At 54.7% G+C, this 15,918-nt stretch carries 15 protein-coding genes; 7 read left to right on the forward strand and 8 right to left on the reverse strand.

The genetic code is table 11. The features are described from left to right. Positions 1–36 precede the first annotated feature (36 nt). The 5 genes from RUA4292_RS03155 to RUA4292_RS03180 form a co-directional block, all read right to left on the reverse strand. A complete protein-coding gene (locus RUA4292_RS03155; protein WP_058276263.1) occupies positions 37–810 on the reverse strand; it encodes a GIY-YIG nuclease family protein in 774 nt (257 codons plus the stop codon). After that, positions 807–2,021, reverse strand: coding sequence for a DNA cytosine methyltransferase (locus RUA4292_RS03160; RefSeq protein WP_233493324.1), 1,215 nt, complete (start codon positions 2,019–2,021; stop codon positions 807–809). Before RUA4292_RS03160 ends, RUA4292_RS03155 begins: the two co-directional genes overlap by 4 nt. Positions 2,022–2,518: 497 nt before the next feature. Beyond that, complete coding sequence (locus RUA4292_RS03170) at positions 2,519–3,514, reverse strand: efflux RND transporter periplasmic adaptor subunit (RefSeq protein ID WP_158506919.1); 996 nt, start codon at positions 3,512–3,514, stop codon at positions 2,519–2,521. 58 nt (positions 3,515–3,572) lie between these two features. Further along, positions 3,573–5,093 (reverse strand): DUF1254 domain-containing protein, encoded by a 1,521-nt coding sequence (locus RUA4292_RS03175; protein ID WP_058276266.1) that lies wholly within the window; start codon positions 5,091–5,093, stop codon positions 3,573–3,575. Between the two features lie 520 nt (positions 5,094–5,613). After that, complete coding sequence (locus RUA4292_RS03180) at positions 5,614–6,618, reverse strand: helix-turn-helix domain-containing protein (RefSeq protein WP_058276267.1); 1,005 nt, start codon at positions 6,616–6,618, stop codon at positions 5,614–5,616. A gap of 109 nt (positions 6,619–6,727) precedes the next feature. Between RUA4292_RS03180 and RUA4292_RS25605 the strand changes: the two genes are divergently transcribed. From RUA4292_RS25605 to RUA4292_RS03215, 7 genes are all read left to right on the forward strand, one after another. After that, a complete protein-coding gene (locus tag RUA4292_RS25605) occupies positions 6,728–7,177 on the forward strand; it encodes a helix-turn-helix domain-containing protein (protein ID WP_058276268.1) in 450 nt (149 codons plus the stop codon). A gap of 273 nt (positions 7,178–7,450) precedes the next feature. After that, positions 7,451–9,415 carry a mechanosensitive ion channel family protein gene (locus tag RUA4292_RS03190; protein ID WP_158506925.1) on the forward strand — a complete coding sequence of 655 codons (1,965 nt, stop codon included), beginning with the start codon at positions 7,451–7,453 and terminating at the stop codon, positions 9,413–9,415. A 577-nt stretch (positions 9,416–9,992) separates the two neighbouring features. Further along, positions 9,993–10,589, forward strand: a complete 597-nt coding sequence (locus RUA4292_RS03195; protein ID WP_058276270.1) for a hypothetical protein — start codon at positions 9,993–9,995, stop codon at positions 10,587–10,589. 119 nt (positions 10,590–10,708) lie between these two features. Next, positions 10,709–10,903 (forward strand): hypothetical protein, encoded by a 195-nt coding sequence (locus RUA4292_RS03200; protein ID WP_058276271.1) that lies wholly within the window; start codon positions 10,709–10,711, stop codon positions 10,901–10,903. Between the two features lie 124 nt (positions 10,904–11,027). Further along, the gene (locus tag RUA4292_RS03205) at positions 11,028–11,420 is read left to right on the forward strand and encodes a hypothetical protein (protein ID WP_058276272.1); all 393 of its coding nucleotides are present in this window, start codon (positions 11,028–11,030) and stop codon (positions 11,418–11,420) included. Between the two features lie 215 nt (positions 11,421–11,635). Further along, complete coding sequence (locus RUA4292_RS03210; RefSeq protein ID WP_058276273.1) at positions 11,636–12,172, forward strand: hypothetical protein; 537 nt, start codon at positions 11,636–11,638, stop codon at positions 12,170–12,172. Positions 12,173–12,624: 452 nt separating this feature from the next. After that, positions 12,625–13,344, forward strand: coding sequence for an HNH endonuclease (locus RUA4292_RS03215; RefSeq protein WP_158506928.1), 720 nt, complete (start codon positions 12,625–12,627; stop codon positions 13,342–13,344). Here RUA4292_RS03215 and RUA4292_RS03220 read toward each other — a convergent pair. The 3 genes from RUA4292_RS03220 to RUA4292_RS03230 all read right to left on the reverse strand — a co-directional run bounded on the left by RUA4292_RS03220 (position 13,341) and on the right by RUA4292_RS03230 (position 15,854). Next, positions 13,341–13,991 (reverse strand): hypothetical protein, encoded by a 651-nt coding sequence (locus tag RUA4292_RS03220; protein WP_158506931.1) that lies wholly within the window; start codon positions 13,989–13,991, stop codon positions 13,341–13,343. The genes RUA4292_RS03215 and RUA4292_RS03220 overlap by 4 nt on opposite strands. 21 nt (positions 13,992–14,012) lie before the next feature. Further along, positions 14,013–14,690 (reverse strand): class I SAM-dependent methyltransferase, encoded by a 678-nt coding sequence (locus RUA4292_RS03225; protein ID WP_058276276.1) that lies wholly within the window; start codon positions 14,688–14,690, stop codon positions 14,013–14,015. A 156-nt stretch (positions 14,691–14,846) separates the two neighbouring features. After that, on the reverse strand, positions 14,847–15,854 hold the full coding sequence (locus tag RUA4292_RS03230; protein WP_058276277.1) for a terminase TerL endonuclease subunit: 1,008 nt from the start codon (positions 15,852–15,854) through the stop codon (positions 14,847–14,849). Positions 15,855–15,918 lie beyond the last annotated feature (64 nt).

The raw sequence follows: 15,918 nt of genomic DNA on the forward strand, positions 1-15,918 counted from the left end.
CGACATCCAAAAAGCTTTGAAAATCATCGATCAGCCCTAGGAACGGGCGATTAAAGTCCCGCTTGGAAAGCGCCGGTCGTCATCCTTGTAGCAAATCACGTGACTTGGAAGCGCCGTCGCGTGCCATCCGGGGGGAAGCGCGGCGATGCATAGCCGCAGCACCTCTCGCGTCGTCAGGTCAGGCCGCTGAATATCGACCTCGTTTACCTCGAAGTCGGGCTCGAAGGAGTTTCGGGAGCTCGCGTTCGGGCGCTGGAAGCGCAAAAGGTAGGGCAGGCCATCCTTGAGATGCTGCATGACCTCGGCGACCGGCCGCTTCCCAACTTTGAATTCGACGAAACAGTCATCCAGCCGAATGGGGTGCTGCGTGTCGAAGTGGTCCTGTTTGTAGGTCGTGGTGTCCCTTTGCTGCCCGGGATCGTTCGAGCCGAATCCGGAATGGTTCCAAGGGAGTTTCCCATCGCCGCCATAGTGAGCGATCAACGCCGCCTCCAGATCCATCGCCGCGAAGACGAATATCCGCACCGCCTTGAAATGAATATCGCCAGGGTTGATGTTTTGCCGCCCATCCAGCTTGCGCATGTGGCGTGTCAAACGGTTCAGCAGACCTTTCGAGCTCTCAGCCTTTCCAATGTAGAGAAGCTCCCCTGTCGCGCCCGAAATCAGGGCGTAAACGCCGGGCGCGTCCGTAACTCGCGTCAGGTTCGCCGAGGTGAGCTCGGCGGCGTTCATACCATCAAGAAGGGCGACGATGTCTCTCAGGAGGGCGCTTGGCAGATCGAATTCCAGCTCCGCATAGCCGTCGTTCATGCCATTTCCGCCGCATCCAGTTTTTTGGCGACGCTTATTCCAACCACCCGAGCCAATTCGGCGGGCACCGCGTTTCCGAGTTGGCGCATGGTCTCGCTCCATGATCCGTGGAAGCGATAGCCATCGGGGAATGTCTGCAAACGGGCGGATTCCCGGACGGTGAAGTAGCGTATGAAACCGTCCGCGCGACGGAGCATGTTCTCTCCACCAGGAACGCCGTGCACGCCCGCTTTAAGGGTTTTGGAAGGTTCGTCCAAAAAACTGCCAGTATGCCCTTTGTAGCTGCGCGCGCCGGGCTGGAAGCGGTGATCGTGGAAGGTGGCCGCGCGCTGCGTGCGACGCGGATCCGGCAGATCACCGATCGCGTCGCGCGTCGTCCTCCAGGGCCTGCCCCGCGGCTTTTCTTCTCTGGATATTTTGTTCGCGATCTGAGCCGCGCGCCCTTCCAGTTTCCGGTGGGCCTTCGGGACCTCGTGGCGCTCCCAATAGTCGCCAAACATTTGATCCCAAATCAGCGCGTGTTGATTGAACTCGCCCTCTCCGAAGCTCCAACACGCGTCCACGTCGTTTCGAAATCCCACGAAAACCACGCGCTCACGACGTTGTGGGACGCCGTAATTGGCCGCGTTCAGTAGCTTCGTGACCACATTGTAGTGCAGACCCGGACGGCGGGTGGAGGTGTGATGTTGCTGCAACCGCGCCAGATGATCCTGCCAAGCCTCGTCGTCGCGCGCCAAGAGCTCCGGGTGCTCCAGCTGGAGTTGCACATACGAGAAGTAGTCCGCGAAAGTCGCACGTGTCAGGCCTTTCACGTTCTCGAAAATGAACGCTTTTGGTCGCGCCTCTCGAACCGCGCGAACCGCTTGCGGAAACATGTCCCTCGCGTCGTCATAAGCGCGGTGCCGTCCTCCCATGCTGAAAGGCTGGCAAGGTGGTCCGCCGGAGATCAAATCAAGAGCGCCCTCATGGGACTTGAAGTCGACCGAACGTACATCGCCTTCGATCACGTTCCACGCGGACTGATCCTCGGGATCGGCTCCGTCCAGAACACCGTGGTTCTCGCGCAATGTGTCGCAGCACCAACGATCGAACTCGACGACCGTTTTTGGAATGAACCCGGCCTGCGCCAGTCCGATGCCCAAGCCGCCCGCGCCGGCGAAGAGCTCGATCGAGGCGCGTTGCCTCGTGATATTCGCCATTTCGATCGACATGTTGGCGCCTGACTCCTTTTTGCCTCGTTAGACCAGAAGGTGGGCTTCGGATCAAGATTCCTGTGGCAAGATATGGGGTGTCTTCTTAAGAAAATCTCAACAATTAGCGGTTTGGGTGTTGCTCTCCGGGTCCATCCGATGATCATCCACCCCTCGAGCCGACCGCACGACAGTCGTCGCCCCCAAGCTCATGGGCCGGCAGATCCGAGTGAAGCCACTGGGACATTTTCTGGGACAAGTCTTGTGGTGAAAGGCGCTTCGGGCCGGAGATAGCGCATTCCCAGATTACCAAAATCCGCCATCCCAGATCTTTTAGAAGCCGTTCGTTCTCAAGATCGCGCGCCCGGTTCCTTCTAAGCTTCGGTTCAAGAAGCAAGGCAGCGGCCAGGAAGCCCCATCGTGGAAAGCGATATCGAATGGGGCAAGTCTCAGGGTCTATTTGAAACATATTGTCTTCCTGATGGCTGGGCCCCAAAAGGGGCTGGGGAAACCTTGGATTACTCAGACGTCATTTGCCTGACCGCGTCCTCATCGACCTCGGTCAGAACCTTGACTTGCATGCCCGGCCTCAGAACATGTTGTGGATTGTCAAATTCAGCCCACAGCGTCACAGTCCCCGCCGCTTCGGTCAGAGTGCTGCTGGCATGGGTCGGTTTTGAGGATATCGGATAGATCAGAGTGTCTGTCAGCATGAGCCTGATGGTCAGAAGCCCGAGAAACTCATCGGGGGAAGACAGCACCGAAGACATGAAGAGTTCAACTTGCGGCGCATACGGTTCTTCATAGGCCACCAACACAGGATCCAGCTGAACAACGCGGGCCAGAGGGGCGCCCGCTTCAAGCTCGACGTAGGCGCCAACGGACACGTTCGGGCGGCCGACGATCCCCGAAATTGGGGCTCGGATCACGGTGCTTTCAAGATCGACCCGACTTGCGTCAAGCGCCACTTCAGCCAGGGCCATTGTAGCTTGCGCAGACGCCAGTTCGGCTTTTGCCTTCTGCAACTGAGCGGTGGTCACAGTACCACGGTCGAAAAGGGTTTGCGCCCGGCTGTAGTTACTGTCGGCCAATTCGACGTCAGCCTGGGCGCCAAGCAAGCGGGCTTGAGCGGACCTGACGTTCAGTTCGAATTCAGTCGCATCCAGAGTAAACAGCGGATCGCCGGCTTTCACACTCTGCTCTGCAGAAAAATGGATCTGCGTAATGACACTTTCAACAGTGCTTGAAATGTCGGTTTGGTTGGCGGCGACGACGCGGCCATCGAAAACCGCGCCTTCGGCGGCCCTTCGGATCAGATCAATCAGGTCTGACTTGTCCGTGATCGCAGATTGCGCAACGGCAGTGCTCCCCGTTAGGACCAATATGAGCAGCGCGATCAGAGCCACAAACGATTGCGTTCTTGGACAGGCTGCCACGGGCCAGCGTTGCCTTACGTCCGACGCGTGTATCCGTGCAGCAGGTTGCGCGGTTTGGCCGTATTCAATTTCAGTCATGACGTTTGCTCCGTGTTTTGTCAGGGGCCGGTCCTGCGACCGGCCCCGAAGCGACATCTCATTCCACCAGTTCAATTTCACCGGGCTGCCAGCTGCCATCCAGCCAGGGCTCAAGCGGGCCGTACATCCGGAGCGCGATGAACCACCCCTTGCCGGGAACGGATTGCAGCCAGTTGCTTTCCTTGCCTTCGGGAGGCGTCGGTCCGAAATAGACGTCAATTGATCCGTCCGCGTTTTTCTGCATCCCCTCAGTATAGCTGTCGAGCGTCGGGAATTGCTGATCGGTCTGCAATTGCGAACGGGTCTGGGTGTCGTACATCGTGACCGCCCAGAAATCCTTGACTGGCACATCTGCAGGCATCGTCAGCTTGTAGGTCTTGGCGCCATCCAGCGGGCGTTTTTCGCTGTCCAGCATTGCCATGGTATAGTCCGACCCCTTGCCGGCGGCGCGGATCGCCATGGCGGGTGAGACCACGATGTAGCCGTAGTGATAGGTCGTCCGCCCATCAAGGTTGCGGCCCTCGCCCCGCATGAAGAAGGTGTTGCGGTCGGGGTAGGCCAGTACCCATGCGCTGTCCGCTCCAAAGACCTGAACGCCGGGGTCGCGCGGGAAATACGTATAGGCGCGCGCGATGCCATCGCCGATCTTCGCGGCGTCCTCAAGGATCGCCTGCATCCGGTCGTCAGGGGCGAAATCTTTGCCTTTCTCGATCCCGATGGCTGCAAGCTGGCCAGTGCGCTCAACGCCCAGAAACCCTTCGGGTTCCTGCTGAATCACGTCGTTCAGGCCTGCGTAGAAACTGACATCGGTGGCAACAATCGTGTTCATTTCTTTGCCGGTGATATTCACGAACTCCATTTCAGGCGGGGTGTCGGCCTGCGACAGGGGATAGACCTTCAGGTTGTCGCGAATGTTCTTCGAGGCGGCCGCGACCCCGTCGGTCAGATAGCCGCGCATGAAGTTCCACACGCCGTAGGTTTTGGATTGAAAGACAAAATATCCGTCCGGCACATCCCCGTCATAGCCCGGTGGCAGCACAAGGTATTTGCCGCCCTTGCCCTTGTCGGGGCCCGCCGCACCAAGATCGGTGATGTACTGAAACGCCATATCGTCCAGAACCCCCAGCATGCCCGGCGGTATATCGACGACGGTCGGACCGTCCCGTTCCAGATCCAGGAAGCCAAAGGAATACATGGTCGACGTATTGCCGGTCAGGAAAAGCCCCTTGCTGTCCAGCAGCGTGTCGACGATGCAGATCTGGTGCGCCGCTGCACAGCCTGCCGCGCGCTGGCCTTCGCGCAGCGCATAGGCCGACATGGTTGGCATCGCGTTCAGCATCACCTCAACCGCGCGGGACCGGTCGAGATACTCATAGAGGGTTTCGACCGATGCGCCGTCCGGAACCCCGTCCCGATAGGTCAGCGTCCCGAGCGAACTGTCCACGCTGTCCGGCGTCGTGATCGAAGCGGGCAGGTCGGTGGTCATCTTCATTTGCGGGGCGTCGGCAAGTGCCGAAACGCCACTCAGCGCAAGCAGGCCTGCGCTCAATATTGCCGATACGTGTTTACCTGGTTTCATTTCTCTCTCCTTTGCATCTGCAGAGCTGAACAATTCAGGGCAGCGATAAATCCACTCCAAGTATGGTCGTTCCGCTTCGGGCGTTTTGGTCCGATCGCGCCACTTGAAAGGACGCGCTCTGTCGTGCAGCGCCGTGATTGCAAACCACGCTTCTTAATCGAAGAAGGACCGTGAATGGAACGGTATGCGGCCTGTGAAGATGCGCCAAATGCAAACAGGCCAGGGTGACCCCGGCCCGCTGATACTAATCTTTTGGTCGAATCTATTCGACCATCACCACATCATTTGGCACCCAGGTCTTGTCGTTAAAGGCCTTGAGGGGACCGTAGTAGCGTATGTAAGCCAACTGAACTGACGAGCGCCAGAATGCTGGCACCGCAAAGCGCGTTTCGGAGGGGCAGACCTGTCATGTGTTTTCTCCTGAGCTATCCAAGGGACCCACGCGCGATGTTGTGCGCATGAGTCGATGTCTTGGATGGTGTCGGAGAACGTGCGCCGTTTTTGGTCCGATCGCGCCAAATCAGGCGACGCGTTGGCGACCAAACATCTCGCGGCGATACTTCCCCGGGCTGATCCCGGCGACACGTCGAAAACTGCGTCCGAAATTGGACTGGTTTTCATAGCCAAACATCATCGCAATATCGATCAGCGGCATGTCGGAATCCCTTAACATCTCGGCCGCCATTTCGAAACGTGTGGTTTCGATGAGTTCTGAATAGCTGGAACCCGATTGCTTGAGTTTGCGTTGCAGCGACCTTGGACTCACCCCCATGACATCTGCGAGCACCTCGATTTTGGGGGCTACTTGGAGCAGATAGGGACGTATCAGACGTTTCAGGTTTTCCGTCCCGTCCAGTTTGTTGGGGGTGTTCGGCTCCGGCACCTGTGCCGCCGCGCAGGTCAGTTTGCTGGCCGCCAGAACAGACGATGGCAGGATGATCGACGTGTGGGCCGATTGCGTGAGGAAACGTGTATTCGGGTTCGCCGCGCGTGCGGCGTCGCAGACGCTGAAATCAGACTTGAACCTGATCTCGTCCGGAGACCAGTTTTCGCCGGTGATACTGCGAACAGCCTCAATCAAAACCGTGACCTGAGTCCATTCCGAGATTGGGTCGCTCGGTATTTCGGACGACTTGCTGTCACAATAGACTTCGGCACTGCCATTGAAACCGATAAGGCCAACACGCGTATCAGAGTCTTCAAGGGCGATCAGGTTGGACAGGCAGTCGAGACGTGCCTTGACAGTGGGGAAGGATCGCAGTGCCGTCAGCAGCTCGGCACTGAAGCTCGACGATGAAAACTTCTGGACCCAAAGCCAGCCCAGATCATCTACACCTTCAAGCCTTGCGCTTCTGGTGAGGAAGTCCATGGAAAGGATATTGCTGACAAGTTCTTCCGGTGTTTCCTCAACCATTGTCGGCAATTTCGCCCTTGCCAACTCACGTTCGACCGAAGCGCCAATATCGCGCAGGACGTCAATGAACGGGATCAGGTAGGCCGCCCGGCATGTCGAAATCTTGTCCATCTTCCCCCAAAAACACTTCGCGACCTGGTTATTAAGTCAATCGACGACAATTTGACAACTTGCGATGCCAATATTGATCATTTCGCGCCACTTGTTGCCATTGTGAAGCATGGCGTGTTCGGACCAAACACTGCGCTTGATTCGGCTATACTTGGGGCGATTTTCTCATACTCCGAATGGTGTCGACTTGATCCAGCGCAAGACTTTCACCAATATTCAGACAGTAGAACGCGCCGTCCGGTGCGCGTCTCGGACCACCTGTTCCAGCTTGAAGGGCGTTGCCGAAGAGATCGGTATGAGCCCCAGATCACTCCAGCGTCTGCTGATGGAACAGGGGACGAGTTTTTCTCAGCTCCTCGACAGTTCCAGGCGACAAAGGGCGGTTCAGCTTTTGGTGAGGGAGGATCTGAACCTATCTGAAATCGCACGGATGCTTGGATACAGCGACCCAAGCAACTTTGGACGCGCGGTTCGAAAATGGACAGGACAAACCCCCAAGCAGTGGCGAGCAAGTCTTTTGCGTGACCGCAGGCAGGGTATCGCGCACCAAATGTCCTGATTATCCCAACTACACGATGTCAGGCGGCACCAGGCCCGGGTATTCTGGATTGTTGCCTGTCCGCGCGCCCGCAGATGCCGCGCTTGACCCGTCGTGTTCAGGGCTTTCTTTGAGTGATCCGAGAGAGTGGCGCGATATGACCAAAACCAGAGGACATGTTCCGCCAGTTGTTTACCCGAGGGACCGACTCGGTCGTTTGGGAGGCTGGACATCAAACGCCTTCACAGCGGATGGTGGGTCCAAACAATGAGCGTATGGCGCAAGGAAGAAGACATGGCGTTTTTCAGATTTCTGCTCGTGGCTTTGGTCTCGCTGTTCTGCGCCTCTCAGGTCTCAGCACAAGAGGCGAACCAGGGAAGTGTCGCCAGCGAACTGGATTCGATGCTTGAGAAGATCGAAACCGCCGAGATCAACCCGATCCGGACGGAAAGCCCGCGCAACACTTTGCAGTCGCTATACCAGTTGCGCGATGACCTTGAAACTTCGCTGGGCGCATACTGGCAGCAGCAGAACACCTCGAACGCGGCTCAGATTACACTTGCGATCGGGCAGATCAGAGCCCTGATCGATCTGTCGCAATTGCCATTAGCCTCTCGTCGCGAGACCGGATCGCAAACGGCTTTGTACCTTCTGGACATCCTTGGGCGGGTCAAAGCCATCGACGCTGCGGTCCTTCCCGGGCCTGACGATCTTGATGATCAACCCACCACCGGATTTCGTCTGCCCGGCACACCCCTGCGCATCGTTGAAATAGTCGAAGGTAACCGTGCCGGGGAGTACCTGTTTTCTGCGGACACAGTCCGCAGCGCGCCCAGATTTTATGCTGGCCTGAGAACGCTTCCGCTTCGGTCGTCACTTCCGATAACATCATGGGACGATACGAGCCGCCAGCTTGCTGGTCCATGGATCCCAAACGCCGGAGTCGCGAAACTGCCGAATTTCATGAAGCGCTCTATTCTCGACACTCCGATCTGGAAGATTCTGTTAGTCATCTTGTTGTCTATCGCATCAGGCGTTGTCCTGCGCGTCTGGCATCGATTGCTGGTTGAGTGGCTGACAGACGACCCGGTCAAAATTGTCCGTCTCAGGATCCTGAGCCCGATTGGCATAATGATTGCACTGCTCTGGCTTCAGCACGTGTTTTCGTTTCAGGTCAACACCACCGGACGCTTCTTCGATCTGACTGAATCTTGCCTTGTCGTGGTCTTCTACATCGCCGCCACAGGGGCCTTCTGGACCATGTCCAGAGCCTTCTTCGAAACCGTCATAGTGGATCCGAGGCGCACAAATCAAAGTCTCGATGACAGTTTTATCCGGTTGGTGGGGCAGATCATCGGGTTTATCGGCGGCGTCCTGATCCTGGGGTACGGAGCACATGAATTGGGCGTTCCGGTTCTCAGCATGATTGCAGGTTTCGGGATCGGCGGCATTGCCGTAGCACTTGCGGTCAGGCCGACGCTGGAGAACCTGATCGGTGGATTCATCCTGTTCATTGATAAGCCGGTCCGGGTTGGCGACTACTGCACCTTCGGCGATCAGAGCGGAACCGTTGAAAACATTGGCGTGCGCTCGACCCAGCTGCGTGCGATTGATCGCACGCAGATCTCCATTCCGAATGCGCAATTCGCCGACATGCAGATCGTCAACTGGGCCAAATGCGACACGATGTTGATCAACGAAACCCTGGGTCTGCGCTTCGAGACGGATGCAGAGCAAATGCGGTATGTTCTCGCAAAAATCCGCGAAATGCTGCACTCCCATCCGCGGATTGAGGCCGAAACGATCCGCGTCCGGTTCATCGGGTTTGGTGAATCGTCTAAAAATGTTAATTTACGCATCTATGCCAAGACGAGGGAGTGGAACGATTTCTACTCTATCAGAGAGGACATACTCCTGCGGATCGATGACATCGTGGAGGCGTCCGGTACTGGCTTCGCATTCCCGTCTCAGACGCTCTACTGGAGCCGCGATCCCGGCCTGGATACTGAGCGCACGGAACAGGCGCACCAGGAAGTCGCGACCTGGCGACGGCAGCGGCAACTGCCGTTTCCGCGCTTTTCCGGCACAGCGCTTGAGGCTCTCTCTGGCAAATTGAAGTATCCGCCACCGGGGTCTCCAGACTATTTCGCGACCGATGAGGAACTCGCCGAAGGTGGCGAAACGCTTTCAGCGGATGAGCCGCAAGACCCGGTTTCGGAAAGAAATTTGGATGAGAAGCCTGGCAAATCCGGTGACTGAAATTTTGGCGCGTCGACTACTGGCGAATTTGCTCTGCCGGCAGCGGGCAAGTGGATCAGAGTTTTCAAGTTGGATCTCAGTCGCGTTTGCAGCAAGCGGGACTCCAAACCATAGGTCGGCATAGTAAATTCAATGGGTTAGTGGGTGGAGAAGGTTCGACGGGGGTCCCGTTCCCTCCGAGACGAGTTCGAATTGGTCTGACAGCACCGCCATTAAAATCAATTATTTGGCGGAAATTTGGTAGCTGGCAAAGACGGCTGCGTCAGTCTGGTGTCAGTCACGGCGCTTCAACTCATCCCGTAAGATTCGCTCGGCCAGTTTCAGCCCAGCAGCCGCGCAATCGTTTGCACTGGGTTCCAAGGCATCCGCTTGAACGGTTGGCAGATCGCGCCAAGACTTTTGCGTCTCAACCTGTACGGTGTGCTCGACGTCGCCTTCCCGATAGAAAAGAAACCGATCGGGTCGATGGGTACCGTCGGTTTCTTGGTTCTATTTATCTACCTGCTGATAACGATGGCGGTGCGGTCAATTAGGACTTAGGTCGCTCGGCATGACAGGATTTGGGAGCAACAAAGTGATGACCGACAACGAGAACTACCTTTCCACAGATGAGGCGCATGACGTTTTGATTTCGCTGAGCGAAGTATTGCATCAGATGGAACGGGTCGTGTCGGGCAACATACACTGTTGGAAATGGGCTGCTATCGCCATGGCTAGCGCAGTTAACGGCGCATTGACTTGTCATTTGTCAGGTACGATGCAGGTCGGAGCGCTTACAGAAGATGATGCAATAGCAACCATGGATGCCTTGCAAAACGGCAGCCACGATGAATTGCCCAAAAGGCCAAAGTTGGCAAACCCACATGAATTATTGAAACGCGCACGACGAGAGGACAAGCGTTTTGAGCGTGCTGGGTGCGTTTTGGAATTTAGTGCAGAACAGAAACGCGCGTTCAAAAGGCTGTTCGAAATTCGCAACGATTTCTCGCATTTTGAACCGAAAGGTTGGAGCATCGAAGTAAGTGGCATGCCTTCAATAATGCTCAACTGTCTGAAAATAATCGAACAAACTTACGACGCTTTGTGGGCATTTCGTCATCTTTGCGACGATGACCATGAGGAAATCACCAAACTGATGGACGCGCTAAAAACGGTGCTCGTGAACAAAAGGTAGAAATCTTGTAGCTACGCAACAGTTGAAAAGGCCAAGTTTAGATTGGCGTTGTTCCTCGTAGGTCGAGTGCAAGTCAAGGGCTGTTGACAACTGTAAGAACAAAAATAGAACATCTTGCCATGAAGAAATGGCCCCGCACGATTCCTTATGACCTGAAATGTCGGTTGGAACAGTTGCGCGAGTATCGCAGCGCACCAAGCATCCAGACCCAATGGGGTGAAGGGTTGGAATGGTTGGAAAAGCATGGCGTTGAACCGCCAGACCATCCGCTGCCAACAGAACCCGAACTACGTGGGCCGGTCGGGCATAGTTGAAGCGCTTTTATGGGAAATTAGCCACCTTGAGACTTAGAAACGACTGTTTGGCCGTTCGCCGCTAGGCGGCGCTACATCGTTCAGTTAGTTGATCGGATATCGTCTACAGTATTCGGAAACAGAAATGAAAATTGCATCCGTAAGAAGTGCTGTACTGGTATTAGGTATCGCCATAGCAGCTGCTTGCACAAACGCCACTGGAACAACCGTCGTAACGGGCAAACAACGCCCGGCAATAGACCCGGCTCAAGTGCAGCTATACTCATCGAAGCCTCAAACCCAGCATGAAGTTATTGCACTGGTGAAAGCCGACAGTTCCAGCGGCTGGTCGGATCAACAGTCGATGGATTACGCGGTAGCGGAACTAAAAAACCAAGCTGCGTCAGTGGGGGCAAACGGCGTCATTCTTGGCCAAACTGGTTCGCAAACTGGCGGCTTTGTAATGATCGACAACGTAGCCTACCCTTATGATGAACAAGTTGTGTCAGGAACTGCAATATTTGTAGCCGGACAGTGATGTATGAGAAAGTCCGCATACGATCATAAGGACGTCTGGAGAATCAACGCGACGTTTACCAGGTAGCTACTCAAAACTTAGACACTTTAAGGATGAAGGCTACTATTGCAGTTGTTCGAAAACGCACTCCAAACACTGGCCGTAGCAACCGGTCTGATACTGGTTATTTCGTCTCTGGGTTCTGCACGGTTTTCCACGAAAAATGAGGTATTGGAGTGAAGAAGATTATCCTTGCCGGTTTGGTTGCTGTTTTCGCAACCCAGTCCGGCGCAGAGACGGTTGCGCAGTTTCTCATCAAAGAATACGACACCGCCTGGCGGTCTGTTCAGTGCAGCGTTTACGCTCATGTCGCTGGTATTCCAGACGGGGAGCATCAGGCCGCGTGGAATGATGCCGCAGACAAAATGAATCGCTTTGCAAAGACAGCATCCACAAACATCATCAAGGTCCACTTCGCGGTCGACACGGACGCTGGCACACTCACCGGTCAGGGGAATATCTGCGCTTCACCCCTGTGGAGCATAAGTGATCAGGACAGAGAGGACGGCAAGGATTTCGCGGCTGGTCGCGCCTATGGCCTCACCGATGCCTACTGCGCCGAGGATGCCTTCGACCGGATCAAAGAGGTTGTTCCCAATATTCCCCTCTCGTCCTCCGAGTCTGAAAGGACGAAATGGACAAACAACCGAGCACTTAACGCCTCGCTTCTTTGGAGAAGCGAAGGCTGCGACGTGGTGGTGATGCGGAATTGATGCGGACAGATATGAAACTCAACAGCATTCTCGCCGCAGGTCATGCGCTGGACTGCCGACGGTACTCAGGTGGCCGGTACCGCCGCTTTGAAACGCCAGAGGCCAAAGCTAGGATTGTTCGAGCTGGGTATTGTTAGGAAAATGTTCTACGCAATGCCTAAAACGCACATGAGCAACTGACATTTATGTGTGTTCAGAATTTTTTTCGCACAATGTCAAGCTATTGGTCAGCACGTCGATGTTTGCACAATTCACGCCATGAAAGCAGGTGCGTCCTGCGAAAGACCGCATACCTTTAGCCGCTTCAAGTGAGAAGGGTTGTTCGCAGAGCCTTTTGTGCAGTTCACATGCATCTTCCAATCTCCTTTCAGCTACGTTATCGCGGTGACTACTTATGGCGTTAAAGTAGAAAAGGCGCTGCAAAAATTTACTTAAACGATAAGGTGATTTTCTTGGCAAAAGACCCTTCCAGAGTGTCTGAGGGTGACCTGGTAATTCCAGCGTTGGAGGCACTGACAGAGAACAAACCAAACGGTTTATCTACAGCAGAACTGATTCCAATCCTCCGCGACGCACTCAAGCCTTCCGGACGAGACTTAGAAATTTCGCCTCTTCGCGGCGACGACTATTTCAGCGAAAAAGTGCGAAACCTAAAGTCGCACAACAAACTGGAGAAACTGGGAGTTGCGACCTACGATGGTGAGCGTTACCACATCACCGACAAAGGTGAGCGTTACGCTCAAAAAGTTCAAGGCGCACGAGAAAGCTACGCTAGGCAAGGCTTTAATAAGACATCAGTGACCCGGTCGGTAACACCAGAGAAAGACTGTGTTTTTGTCGAAGAGGGCCAAAGCCAAGAAGTCGCCAAGTCTATCGTCATAAGGTCCAAAAAGCTGCGCGAGTATGCGATCAAGCATTATTCGAAAGCTGATGGGAAAATCGAATGCAGCGGCTGTGGATTTGAAGGATCAACCGTCTATGGTGAGGGTGGAAAAGGGCTGATTGAGATACACCACCTTAAGCCAATTTCTAGCTCCGGGGAGACCAAAGAGGATTTGAGGAAAGCGGTGAAGAAGGTCAAACCGCTTTGCCCAAATTGTCATAGAATGGTTCACCGCAAAGCAGGTGAAGTCATGGATATTGCTACTCTAAAAGCATTGATAGGTAACTAACTCGTAAGGATCGAAAACAGACGTTCCTTGAAAAAAGTGTTAACCCCTTCGACTTCATCGACCACTGGATATTCGAAGTGATGATCTAGTTCTTCGCGTACAAGGCTGAATGGCTTTTTGATGGAACACTGACCGTAATAGAAAATGATGTGCGCCGTGGCTTCAGACACCTCGTAGCCTTTTTGCTGCCCGTATGATTTCAACAAAACTTGAAGGCATAACAAGTCGCGCAGAATGGAACGACGCTTTCCGGCGTCATGTAATCCTGATCCGCGTTTTATTTCATATGCTCTTATAGCTTTGGTGCGGCGATTATAGACAATCGCATCGACCTGTAAGGTTCGCGGCCCTTCTCGGTATGCCGTTTCAGTACCAAAGATATGGTCTGGCGCGCCGATAGCGCTGTCCACGATGTGATCGGCAGTAGAGGGAACGTAGAATGACCGATCCTCCCAGACTGCAAAGTCAGGATTTGTTTTCAATTGTTCCAGTATCGCGCGTTCAATAATGAACCCGTGGCGCTTGTAGGCGCTGCTCATGACACTGACGATCTTCGAAAAATGTTCGCCAGCAATTGGATCAGGCCGAAACTTTTTGCCATTCAAACGGTTGATAGTAGCTTCTACCTCGGGTTTCAATTTTTCCACGAGGTGAGACATATGAAGTACCTATCCGAAAAGTTCCTTTTGACAGGGCGCATCACTAGTGCTTTCGCCCGTTAAAAATGTTGCGTCGTAGTCGGCATCTTTTTCAAGTTTTTTCCGACAAGGTGGAACCCAGACTAGCGCGGGCGTTGTATTTAAGTTCTTCTCCCAAACGACCCATGCATAGCCTGTTGCAGTCGATGCCTTTCGATCAACCCTACCTTTCACCATTGGTACACGTTCTGTAAACTGAGCGACTTTTGTTGGCGGGGTTATGCTGAACAAACGATTATATCGGCCAACGCTTTCTATGAAGACTGTTCTGACCAGCATAGCGACACCTCTTCGAGCGATAGGTAGAGACCGCTGAATAAATTCTTCGGCGAGACGGAAGGGCGGGTTGGTAATTACCCAATCGTATGCGCCTGTAGCTTGGACGCCTGAAAGGAAATCGGTAACTTCGCTGTAGCCGTAATCGTGAGTATCGGACGCGTGAACTGTTCCAAAGTACTCCTTCAATGCTTGGGCCATGTATCCACGCCCACATGCCGGTTCGAGTGCAGATAGATTTGCTGTTCCGTTTTCTGGTTCGATAACGTGTTCAATCAGCGCTCTCGTTGCCCATGGAGGGGTCGGGAAGTCGTCTAGGCTGTCCTTAGCTTCGGTGCGCTGCGCCATGACGGCATGCGATGTGTTCTGCATTTTAACCTCGGAATATATTGTATTGTTGGGCTTTCGGACAACGAAGCCTTGTGTTTCCTATACGGTTATACGATGATTTTCTTACATCATAGTCTTGACAAATGTTTTTGCTTTGTTCCGGTTGTGAATTTTTGGCTTGTTTGGCGATTTTCTCCGCTACCCAATAAGTCGCCCAGCATCAAACGCACGGTGGCCATGCTCATCTATGAGGGCCGTTGCGTTGATTACGGATATGATGCCATCGATTTTGGCGTAGCCTTGGCCACTCAAACGGTTGTCACGTTTCTTGAGCCTGCGGTTTCCATTTGCCAGTTCTTCGACCAGAAGGTTGTCCACATTCGCCATAAGCAATGGGCAGTGACTGTGCGAAACCGCGCCGTCGAGCAACCGCCCTTCCAAAGAGGCGAGTGCTGCACCGAGAACCCAAGTCTGCGGCACGGATGAGAACGCCTTGCCTGTCGCATCCTTGAGGGCTTGGGCAAACCCCGTCTGGCCGTGTTCGTCGCCGCCAACCACATCAGCGCCAGCTTGCGATACCAAATCAAACATGGTGTTTCGCATCGCCTCTGTCGTTTCATGAACGTGTAACGTTTGGTTCTTTATCGCCTCGTCATAGACTTCCTGCAAATTACCAGGTGCTCGGTCATAGCCCGTCTGAGTGAGAAACTGATGCACCGTGAGTTCCAGCCGCCTCTGGGCCGCTTTGGGGCGTCTGGCGATGCACACGGCGGCGGGATCATCCAATCCGCCAGCATCGATGCCCACGGCCACGAAATCATAGGGGCCGCTCGGTATCAGGCGGGGGCATCTGTCCCAATGTAAATGCAAGATGCTCTCGGCGCTGGCCGTGCTGTCATTGCGCTCAATCCCAAGACGCTGGGACAGGGTCAGGGCAAAACTCTCTTGGTCGTCGGCATCGGCAGCCTGTTTCAATTCCCTTTCCAACTCGGCGGCATCCATCGTGCCGGGTTGCTTGTCGGTACGCAGCGACGGCATTCCGCGCCACCACTGGCTTGGGTCGAGCGGGTCGAGGTCGGGCCGCTCGGTCAGGGGGAAAGTAAACAGCAGGGGCAAAAAATCGGGGTCAGTTATTCGACCGTCCCGAACGGAACGGGCATAGGCAAGCTGGCGTTTGAACTCACCTTCGGGCGGGGCAATGCTCATTGTGGTGATGCTGAGAACTTTGAAATCTCGGCCCCAATTCGCGCCGCCAAGGCGTAGCTGGTGA

The sequence above is a fragment of the Ruegeria atlantica genome (assembly GCF_001458195.1).
Lineage (GTDB): Bacteria > Pseudomonadota > Alphaproteobacteria > Rhodobacterales > Rhodobacteraceae > Ruegeria > Ruegeria atlantica.